This window comes from Blastococcus xanthinilyticus (assembly GCF_008124835.1).
Lineage (GTDB): Bacteria > Actinomycetota > Actinomycetes > Mycobacteriales > Geodermatophilaceae > Blastococcus > Blastococcus xanthinilyticus.
Window position 1 is genome coordinate 226,038 of record NZ_VNHW01000007.1, and the last position, 9,933, is coordinate 235,970.

The following is a 9,933-nucleotide window of genomic DNA, read 5'->3' on the forward strand; positions in this document are numbered from 1 at the left end:
GGTATCAGGTACTGTCCGTATCGTGAAGGCCGAGGTGAGGGACGGCGCAGCAGCGCCGGCGAGGTCCCGCGACCGGCGCGACTCCCGGTGGGACGAGCACCGCCGCGCACGCCGCGAGCAGCTGGTCGACGCCACGCTGGCCGCGATCGGCCGGCACGGCGCCGGCGTCGGCATGGACGAGATCGCCGCCGCCGCAGGCACCAGCAAGACCGTCGTCTACCGGCACTTCACCGACCGCACGGACCTCTACGTCGCCGTCTGCGCCCGGGTCGCCGACCAGCTGCTGCCCCGGCTGCGGGCCGCGATGGAGCTCGGCGGCACCCCCCGGGCGATGACCACCGCGGCGGTCGAGGCCTACCTCGCCTTCTGCGAGGCCGACCCGGAGCTGTACCGGTTCGTCGTCCACCTGCACCCGACCGACCGCCCCGTGGACGCCGATCCCATCGACAGCCTCTCCGACCTGGTGGGCGACCAGGCGGCCGCCCTGCTGCGCAGCGCGCTGACGCAGGCCGGCCGCGATCCGGCGCCCGCGGGCCCCTGGGGCCACGGGTTGATCGGTCTCGTGCGCGCCGCCGCCGACTGGTGGCTGCGGGCCGAGCGGCCGATGCCCCGCGCCGAGCTGGCCGCACACCTCACCGAACTGGCCTGGGCCGGACTCTCCGGCGTCGTGACCACCGAACCCCGCCCCGCTACCGAAGCCACGGAGGACCTGTGACCAGCACCCTGCCCCCCACGGTCGACCCCGCCCACCTCCAGGAGACGCTCGACGGCCGGTGGGCGCACGTGCGCCGCGACGCCCGGGAGAACCTGCACGACCCCGGGATGCTCCCGGTCTACGGCGAGTCGATGGCCGACGCCCGCGAGCGGGTGACCCGCACGGCCCGCACGCTCGCCGAGTCCGGCCGGGTCACCCTCGGCTTCCCCAAGGAGTTCGGCGGCGAGGCCGACGCGGGCGGATCGGTGACCTCGATCGAGATGCTGGCGTTCACCGACCTCTCGCTCATGGTCAAGGCCGGCGTCCAGTGGGGGCTGTTCGGCGGCGCCGTCCAGCTGCTCGGCACGCGCCGGCACCACGAGGCCTACCTGCGCGACATCATGAGCTTCGACCTGCCCGGCTGCTTCGCCATGACCGAGACCGGGCACGGCTCCGACGTCCAGCAGCTGCGCACCACCTGCACCTACGACCCCGCGACGCAGACCTTCGACCTGCACACCCCGCACCAGGCCGCGCGCAAGGACTACATCGGCAACGCGGCGAAGGACGGGCGCATGGCGGTCGTCTTCGCCCAGCTGGTCACCCAGGGGAAGAACCACGGCGTGCACGCCTGGCTGGTGCCCATCCGCGACGAGGACGGCGCCCCGATGCCCAGGGTCACCATCGGCGACGACGGCCCCAAGGCCGGGCTGCTGGGCGTCGACAACGGGCGCCTGACCTTCGACCACGTGACCGTGCCGCGCGACATGCTGCTCGACCGCTACGGCCAGGTCGCCGCCGACGGCACCTACACCTCGAGCATCGAGAACGAGACCCGCCGCTTCTTCACCATGCTGGGCACGCTGGTGCGCGGCCGGGTCAGTGTGGGCGGCTCGGCCTCCTCGGCGACGAAGCTGGCCCTGGACATCGCCGTCCGGTACGGCAACGCCCGCCGCCAGTTCAGCGCCCCCGGCGAGGAGCGCGAGATCGTCATCAACGACTACCTCGTGCACCAGCGCAAGCTGCTGCCGGCGCTGGCGAAGACCTACGCGCTGCACTTCGCGCAGAGCGAGCTGGTCAGCACCATGCACGACCTCCAGACGGCGGTGCACGAGCACGGCGAGGAGATCGACGAGCACGCCCAGCGCGAGCTCGAGTCCCGCGCCGCCGGGCTCAAGGTGGCCCAGACCTGGCACGCCACGCAGACCATCCAGATGTGCCGCGAGGCCTGCGGCGGGGCCGGCTACCTGCAGGAGAACCGGCTGCCGCACCTCAAGGCCGACACCGACGTCTTCACCACGTTCGAGGGCGACAACACCGTCCTGCTGCAGCTGGTGGCCAAGGGGCTGCTCACCGGCTACCGCGACAACTTCGGCTCCCTCGACGGCTGGGGCCGGGTCGGCTTCGTCGCCGACATGGTCCGCGAGACCGTGCTGGAGCGGACCGCCGCCCGCGCGCTCATCCAGCGGCTGGTCGACGCCGTCCCCGGGCGGGACGACGAGGTGCCGATGCTCGACCGCGGCTGGCAGCTGAAGATGTTCGAGTTCCGCGAGAAGCACGCGCTGGAGGGGGCGATCCGCCGGCTGCGGAAGAACTCCACGACCCCCGGCATGGCCCCGTTCGACATGTTCAACGACGTCCAGGACCACGTGCTGAAGACGGCGCGGACGCACATCGACCGGATCGTGCTCGAGGCCTTCGTCGAGGGCGTCGACCGCGCCACCGACCCCGCCGCGACAGCGCTGCTGGACACCCTGTGCGACCTCTACGCGCTCTCGACGATCGAGGAGGACAAGGCCTGGTTCCTGGAGCACGGCCAGCTCACCCCGGCCCGGGCCAAGACCCTGACCGCGACGGTGAACGCCCTGCTCAAGGAGCTGCGGCCGCACATCACCACGCTGGTGGACGGCTTCGCCATCCCCGCCGACTGGAAGGCCGCGGCGATCCTCGAGGAGGAGCCGGCCCGGCAGGCGGCCATGGCCGCCCGCGACGCCGAGCTGCGCACCGCCACCCCGCAGGGCACCGCCACCAACCTGGAGGTCCCCCCGGGCCAGTAAGAGGACGCCTCCCGGGCCGAGTGGGCAGTTGCGGTCGGCGACACGGCAGGACACGCCGGTCGCGGCGGCCGCAACTGCTCACTCGGCGGAGGGGCACGGCGCGGGCTGGGCGGAGCGCGACCGGAGAATGGGCGCCCGTGGAGATCCTGGCCGTGGCCGAGACGCTGCGGGTCCCGGCCGCCGTCGACCTCGCCGCCGTCGTCGTCGGCGCGCTCACCGGCGGCCTGCTGGCCGCCCGCGAGGGGTTCGCCGTGTCCGGCGTGCTGCTCCTGGCCGTCAGCGGCGGCCTGGGCGGCGGGCTGATCCGCGACGTGCTGCTGGCCGAGGGGCCGCCGATCGCCCTCACCAACCAGGCCTACCTGCCCACGGTGGCGATCGCCGCGGGCATCACGTTCTACTTCTCCGGCTGGCTCTCCCGGCTGACCGCGCTGCTGGTCGTGCTCGACGCGGTCACGCTCGGGTTCTTCACCGTCATCGGCGCGCAGAAGGCGCAGCTGGCCGGCCTGCCCAGCGCGTCGGTGGTGTTCATCGGCACGCTGACGGCGGTCGGCGGCGCGCTGATCCGGGACATGCTGCTCGCCCAGCGGGCCGACATCATCGGGCCCGGGCCGTACAACGCCGTCGCCGCGCTCATCGGCGCCACCGCCCTCACCGTGCTCGCCGGGCCCCTGGGGCTCGACCCCATCCCGGTGGCGGCGCTGGTGATCGCGCTGGTGGCCGTGCTCCGGGTGCTGTCGGTGTGGCGCGGCTGGGAGGCCCCGGTCGCCGTCGACCTGCCCGAGCGCACCCGCAGCCGGCTGGTCCGCCGCCGCGAGCGGGGCCGGCGCCGGGCCGGGGCCGCCCTGTTCCGCCGGCGCCGCCGGGGCTGACCGGCCCTCAGCCCTCCGGGCGCAGCTGGACGGCGAGCACGGCGACGTCGTCCTCCGCGTCGGGCAGGAACATCCGCTCGAGCACCCGGTCGCACAGGTCGTCCAGCGGCAGCCCGGCGCACTCGCCGAGGACCTCCAGCAGCTGCTCGGTGCCCGCGTCGATGTCCCGGTCGCGCCGCTCCACCAGCCCGTCGGTGTAGAGCAGCACCGTCGAGCCCGGCGCGACGACGGCCACGTGGTCCTCGCGCACCGTCTCCGGCGCCACGCCCAGCAGCAGGTCGGCCTGCTTGCCGTCGAGGAGCACCACGCTGCCGTCGGAGGCCAGCAGGGCCGGGGGCGGGTGGCCGGCGTTCGCCCAGCGCAGCCGCATGCGGCCCGCGTCGTCGCCGGGCTCGGGCTCGAGGTGGGCGACCAGCGCGGTGGCCATCGTGTCCAGCGCCAGCCCCTGGACGGCGCGGTCGAGCTCGCTGAGCACCTCCGCGGGCGAGCCGCCGCTGGAGTAGCTGATCCCGCGCAGCAGGCCGCGCACCTGGCCCATCGCCGCCGCCGCGCGGGTGTCGTGCCCGACCACGTCGCCGATGGCCAGCACCGTCGTCCCGCCGCGCTGGAGGAAGGCGTCGTACCAGTCGCCGCCGATCTCCGCGCCCTCGGCGGCCGGCACGTACCGGACGACGATCCGGCAGCACTCCGGCTGCGGGGGCTCGGTGAGCATGCTGCGCTGCAGCGCGTCGGCCAGCTCCCGCTGCTGGCCGTACAGCCGCGCCTGGTGCAGGGCCAGGCCGGCCCGCCGGCCGATCTCGACCGCGGTGTCCACCTCGGCGCTGCCCAGCGCCCCCCGCTCCTCGCGGGTGAACAGCCCCAGGGCGCCCAGCACCTGCCCGCGGGCCACCAGCGGCACCACCACCCCGGAGGCCGCGCCGAGCCGGGCGAACCGCTCCCGGGCGCCGGCGTCGGGAAGCGCGCGGGCCACGTCCTCCCAGTCGATGACCGACAGCACCAGCGGGCGGCCGCTGCTGGTCACCCGCCGGGCGGCGGAGGCGTCGCTCATCGTGGCGACCATCGCGCGCACGTAGTCCTCGACCTCGGCGCGCCGTGCGACGTCCCGGTGGCTGCTGGCGACGTCGTGCAGCCGGCCCTGCTCGTCGGTGACCACGATCCAGCACCAGTCGGCCAGGTCGGGCACGACCAGCGCGGCCAGCTGCTCGATCTGCTGGTTGATGTCGAGGGTCCCCGAGAGCACCCGGCCGGCCTCGGCCAGCAGCCGGAGCCGCTCGTTGGCCTGCGACATGGCGGCCACCGCGGCGGCGCGCTCGGCGTCGGCCTGCAGCCGGGAGACGCTCAGCGCGATCTGGGCGGCGAGCGCCTCCAGCACCTCGACGTCGTCCCCCCGGAAGTCGTGGTCGACGGTCCAGACGGCGAGGAAGGCGCCGAGCACCCGCCCCTCCACCCGCAGCGGGATCGCGGCGACGGCGCGCAGCCCGAGCAGGTCGACCACCGGGGCCATCGCCGGGAAGCGGGTGATCGTCTCGGCGCTGCCGCTGAGCAGCAGCCGCCGCCCGCGCCGGGCGACGAACTGGGCCGGCAGTGCGTCGTCCATCGGCAGGACGACGCCGTCGGACAGGCCCGCGTCGGGGTGCTGGTCCCGGACCGCGGCCAGCAGGTTGCCGGTCATGTGCAGGCGCAGCGGCCCGCCGACGGAGTCGAAGATCGCCAGCGCGCTGGACTGGGCCCCGAGCACCTGGGCGCCGCGCAGGACGACGTCGGCGAGCTCCTCCAGCCGGGCGGCGTTGGCCAGCTCGGCCGCGACCTCGGCGATGGCGGCCGCCCGCTCCACCGCGGTGAGCCGCTGCTCGGCCTGCCCGCGGGCGTCGGTGACGTCCAGGACGGTGCCGAGCACCCGCGCCGGCGCGCCGGACACGTCGGCCACCACCCGGCCCCGCGCCAGCACCCAGCGGGTGACGCCGTCGTCCCGGCGGACCCGGAACTCGACCGTGTAGTCACCGCGGTCCTCGACCGCGACCCGCATCGCCTCGGCCACCGCCGGGTGGTCGTCGGGGTGCACGTGGTCGGCCAGGACCCGCTCGAGCGACTCGATGTCCACCGCGGAGTCGACCCCGAACAGGGCCGCGCAGCGCTCGTCCCAGTGGACCGTGCCGGTGCGCAGGTCGCGCTCCCAGATGCCCACCGAGCTCGCCTCCAGCGCGACCTCCAGCCAGGCCCGCGAGGTGCCGACCGCGGACTGCGCGGCGGAGAGCTCGAGCTCCGCGACGACGGAGGTCGCCAGCTGCTCCAGCAGCTGGACGGCGTCACCGGACCAGGCCTGCGGCGCGGCGTCGTACACCGCCAGCGCGCCGACCACCTGGCCGGAGGCGGCCTGCAGCGGCGCGCCGAGGTAGGCCCGCACCTGGCCCGAGGTGACGGCCGGCAGCCCCGCGACCCGCTCGTCGGCGGTCGCGTCGGGGATGTCCAGCGGCCGGCCCTCGCGCACCACGATCGCCGACAGCGCGCCGGTGAGGAGCGCGGGGCCGCCCACGACCCCGGCCGGCAGCCCGTGGCCGCCGACGACGACGTCGTGGTCGGTGAACAGGGTGATCTTGGCGTGCCCGGCGCCCAGCAGCCGGGCGGCCAGCGCCGAGAGCCGGTCGAACGCGGCCGGACCGGGCACCTCCAGCAGCAGCCGACGGGCCGCGGCGACGCGCATTGCGTCGACCAGCGGATCCTCCTCCGGCTGGCCCGGGAGGACGGCGGACGCAGACGTGGTCACGCACCCCTCCGCCGGCTCTCCCCGCACCCGACCGGGTGCTCGTGGTGCACATGCTGGCACGGACGCCGGGCGCCGCGGGACCGGCGTCTCCCGGCCGGGCGTCCCCCCGGCGGGTGAGGCTCCCGGCGACGGCTCAAGCGACGACCCCGGGCGGCCGATCCCCTCCCCATGCCCGGCACGCGCACCGTCCGGCTCCCGGACTGCCGTCCGCTGCTCGCCGACCCCGACGACCTCACGCTCGTCTTCCAGCCCATCGTCGACCTGACGGCTGCGGCGGTCGTGGGGTACGAGGCCCTCGCCCGCTTCCCCGGCACCGCCGGCCCCGACGTGTGGTTCGCCGCGGCGGCCGAAGCCGGCGTCGCCGCGGAGCTCGAGGCGCTGGCCGTCCACAAGGCGCTGGCCGCCGTGGACGGGCTGCCGCCCGGCACGTTCCTGACCGTCAACGTCAGCCCGCACCTGCTCGGCAGCCCCGTCGTCCAGGAGGCGCTGCGCTCCCGCGCCGACCTGCACCGCGTGGTCGTCGAGCTCACCGAGCACACCCCGGTGGACGACCTGTCCTGCCTGCGCAGGCAGACCGACGCGCTGCGGGAACGCGGCGCGCTGATCGCCGTCGACGACGCCGGCAGCGGCTACTCCGGGCTGCAGCAGCTGGCCGCCGTCCGGCCCCAGCTGGTGAAGCTGGACCGCGCGCTGGTCGCCGACGTCGACAGCGACCCCGTGCGCATGGCGCTGGCCGAGATGATCGGCGAGTTCGCCGGGCGGATCGACGCCTGGCTGCTGGCCGAGGGCGTGGAGACCCAGGCCGAGCTGGCCGCGTTCGCCCGCCTCGGCGTCCCCCTCGCCCAGGGCTGGCTGCTCGGCCGGCCCGAGCCGGCGTTCGCCCCGCTCGCCGACGACGTCGCGCAGCTCGTGCGCGCCCAGGTCGCCCGCGCCCGCCTCACCGAGAGCGTGGCCAGCCTGCTGCGCCCGGTGCGGCAGTACGAGCTCGGCGAGGACGAGCCCATGGTGCCGCCGGCCGTGGTCCTCGGCCCCCACGGCGAGCCGGCCGCGCTGCTGCTCAGCGACCCGCGGACGGGCGAGGTGCACAGGTCCCCCGTCTCACTGCGGGTGCACCCGTCCACCGGGATCGAGGACACCCTGCGCCGGGCGCTCACCCGCCCGCCGGCGCAGCGGTTCGACCCGGTGGTCTGCACCGACCCGACCGGCGACGTCCTCGGGGTGCTGCGCATCGAGGACCTCGCCACGGCGCCCCGCCCGGGACGCTGATCCCAGACCCGGCGCCAGGACGGCGACCGAGCACCGACAAGGAGTCCGACCATGAAGACGTTCCACTGCGGCGACATCATCCCCGGCTGCGAGGCCAGCTTCTCCGCGGCCGACGAGGCCGGCATCCTCGCGCAGACCCGCCGGCACGCCGTCGACGCCCACGGCGACCCCGAGCCGGGCTCGGTCTCCGACGCGCTCGTGCTGCCCGCGATCCGCACGGTCTAGGCGCGACCCGCCCCGTCGCGGAACCCCGTCCGCGGGCTCCGGAGGGGGTGGGACTGCTGTGACCGGCGGGTCTCCTGCGGGCGCCCGGGAGGCCCCCCGCTGGCGGGAACCGCAGGCGACATGGCACCGTGCCCCCCGGCTCGGCCTCCCGCGAGACCGGGCGCCCCGTGCACCGCACCACCCGTGCGGACATCGGGGAACCCCGCCCGCGCTCCGCGCGTCAGGGGTGAGGAGCCGGCTGCGTGCCGAGATCCCGGCACGCGCCACCGCCTACGGAAGGAATCACATGAACAAGGCCGAACTGGTCTCCGCCATCGCCAAGCGCGCCGACGTCCCGGCCTCGACCGTGGACACCGTCCTCGCGGGCCTGCAGGACGAGCTCGTCGACGCCATCACCCGCGGGGAGAAGGTCGCCGTCTCGGGCCTCATCACCGTCGAGCGGACCCAGCGGTCCGCCCGCACCGGCCGCAACCCGCAGACCGGTGAGTCCATCGACATCCCCGCGGCCAACACCGTCAAGGTGACCGCCGGCTCGAACCTGAAGAAGGCCGCGAGCTCCGTCCCGGTCTGACCTCCGGCCGTGTCCGCCGCCGGGCGGGCGCCCGACCCCCGTGTGTCCCGGCTCACGACGACGTGAGCCAGGATGCCGGTCGAGGCGTCGCCCGGCGTCGGACGGCGTCCGGGACCCGGAGGTGCGCGTGAGCGACGAGCTGAGTGTGGGGACGGATCCGGCCGAGGTCGGGATGGACGCGGGCCGGCTGGCCCGCCTCGACGCCCGGCTGGCCCGGTACGTCGACGACGGGCAGCTGCCCGGGTTCCTGGTCACGGTCGCCCGCCACGGGAAGCTGGTGCACGTCGGCCGCGGCGGCTTCCGGAACCTCGAGGAGCGGCTGCCCGTCGAGCCCGGCACCCGCTGGCGGATCTTCTCGATGACCAAGCCGGTCACCTCGGTCGCGGCGATGATGCTGTACGAGGAGGGGGCCTTCCAGCTCACCGACCCCATCGCGAAGTGGCTGCCGGAGTTCGCCGAGACCCGGGTCTACCTCGCCGGGTCGGCCCTGAAGCCGGTGACCACCCCGCAGGTCGAGCCGATCCGGGTGTGGCACCTGCTGAGCCACACGTCCGGGCTCACCTACGGCTTCCACCACGCCCACCCCGTCGACGCCATGTACCGCGCGCTGGGCCACGAGTGGGGCACCCCGCCCGGCGCGGACTCCGCGGAGGTCTGCCGGCAGTGGGCCTCGGTGCCGCTGGTCTTCCAGCCGGGCAGCGAGTGGAACTACGGCGTCTCCACCGACGTCCTGGGCCGGCTCGTGGAGGTGCTGTCCGGCCAGCCGCTGGACGAGTTCTTCGCGTCCCGCATCTTCGCGCCGCTCGGCATGCGCGACACCTCGTTCGGGCTGCGCGAGGGCGACGACGTCGAGTCGCTCGCCCGCCTCTACGCCGCCACCCCGGGGCAGCCCGGCGGCGCCGCGACGGGCTACGCCCCGCTGGACGCCATGGGCCAGGCGGCGCACGCCAAGCCGGCGTTCCTCTCCGGCGGGGGCGGCCTGGTCTCCACCGCCGGTGACTACCTGCGGTTCCTGGAGATGCTGCGGCGCGGCGGCTCCTACGACGGCGGCCGGCTGCTCGGGCCCCGCACGCTCGCGCACATGGTGTCCAACCACATCCCCGGCGGTGCAGACCTGGAGACCTTCGGCCGGCCGCTGTTCGCCGAGACCCCGCTGCGCGGCGTCGGCTTCGGGCTGGGCTTCTCGATGATCATCGACGCCGCGCGCTACGGCGTCGTCTCGAGCGTCGGCGACTACAGCTGGGGCGGAGCGGCCTCGACGGCGTTCTACGTCGACCCGGTGGAGGACCTCACGGTGAGCTTCTACACCCAGCTGCTGCCCTCGAGCACGCTGCCGATCCGCAACTACCTGCGCTCGCTGGCCAACCAGGCGATCGTCGCCTGAGCCCTCCAGAACGATCAGGACGCTCCTATGACGGGTCAAGCCGCGAGCGGTGGTGATTCGAGGCGTCGGTAGAGCTCGCGGGCGATGTAGCGCTTGAGGCAGC

Annotated in this window: 8 protein-coding genes; 7 read left to right on the top strand and 1 reads right to left on the bottom strand. The window is 75.1% G+C overall.

What is annotated here, in order from left to right; all coding sequences use genetic code 11:
- Positions 1 to 22: 22 nt before the first annotated feature.
- From BD833_RS12840 to BD833_RS12850, 3 genes are all read left to right on the top strand, one after another.
- Positions 23 to 715, top strand: a complete 693-nt coding sequence (locus BD833_RS12840; protein WP_243737634.1) for a TetR family transcriptional regulator — start codon at positions 23 to 25, stop codon at positions 713 to 715.
- Positions 712 to 2,751: an acyl-CoA dehydrogenase family protein gene (locus tag BD833_RS12845; RefSeq protein WP_166533519.1), complete on the top strand. Its 2,040-nt coding sequence runs from the start codon at positions 712 to 714 to the stop codon at positions 2,749 to 2,751. The genes BD833_RS12840 and BD833_RS12845 overlap by 4 nt, the downstream gene beginning before the upstream one ends.
- A gap of 137 nt (positions 2,752 to 2,888) precedes the next feature.
- A complete protein-coding gene (locus tag BD833_RS12850; RefSeq protein WP_166533520.1) occupies positions 2,889 to 3,620 on the top strand; it encodes a trimeric intracellular cation channel family protein in 732 nt (243 codons plus the stop codon).
- Between the two features lie 7 nt (positions 3,621 to 3,627).
- Here the strand turns inward: BD833_RS12850 and BD833_RS12855 are convergent, their stop codons facing one another.
- Complete coding sequence (locus BD833_RS12855) at positions 3,628 to 6,384, bottom strand: SpoIIE family protein phosphatase (protein WP_166533521.1); 2,757 nt, start codon at positions 6,382 to 6,384, stop codon at positions 3,628 to 3,630.
- A 168-nt stretch (positions 6,385 to 6,552) separates the two neighbouring features.
- Here BD833_RS12855 and BD833_RS12860 point away from each other — a divergent pair, with 168 nt between their 5' ends.
- The 4 genes from BD833_RS12860 (at position 6,553) to BD833_RS12875 (ending at position 9,830) form a co-directional block, all read left to right on the top strand.
- Positions 6,553 to 7,650 carry an EAL domain-containing protein gene (locus BD833_RS12860; protein ID WP_166533522.1) on the top strand — a complete coding sequence of 366 codons (1,098 nt, stop codon included), beginning with the start codon at positions 6,553 to 6,555 and terminating at the stop codon, positions 7,648 to 7,650.
- A gap of 51 nt (positions 7,651 to 7,701) precedes the next feature.
- On the top strand, positions 7,702 to 7,875 hold the full coding sequence (locus BD833_RS12865) for a DUF1059 domain-containing protein (RefSeq protein WP_166533523.1): 174 nt from the start codon (positions 7,702 to 7,704) through the stop codon (positions 7,873 to 7,875).
- A gap of 286 nt (positions 7,876 to 8,161) precedes the next feature.
- On the top strand, positions 8,162 to 8,446 hold the full coding sequence (locus tag BD833_RS12870) for an HU family DNA-binding protein (RefSeq protein WP_166533524.1): 285 nt from the start codon (positions 8,162 to 8,164) through the stop codon (positions 8,444 to 8,446).
- A 127-nt stretch (positions 8,447 to 8,573) separates the two neighbouring features.
- Positions 8,574 to 9,830 (top strand): serine hydrolase domain-containing protein, encoded by a 1,257-nt coding sequence (locus tag BD833_RS12875; RefSeq protein WP_208092628.1) that lies wholly within the window; start codon positions 8,574 to 8,576, stop codon positions 9,828 to 9,830.
- The last annotated feature ends 103 nt before the right edge of the window (positions 9,831 to 9,933 follow it).

What these genes read in the sequence shown, in the direction of transcription:
- BD833_RS12860 (WP_166533522.1), top strand. Translation starts at nt 6,553, where the DNA reads ATGCCCGGCACGCGCACCGTCCGGCTCCCGGACTGCCGTCCGCTGCTC.
- BD833_RS12865 (WP_166533523.1), top strand. Translation starts at nt 7,702, where the DNA reads ATGAAGACGTTCCACTGCGGCGACATCATCCCCGGCTGCGAGGCCAGC.
- BD833_RS12870 (WP_166533524.1), top strand. Translation starts at nt 8,162, where the DNA reads ATGAACAAGGCCGAACTGGTCTCCGCCATCGCCAAGCGCGCCGACGTC.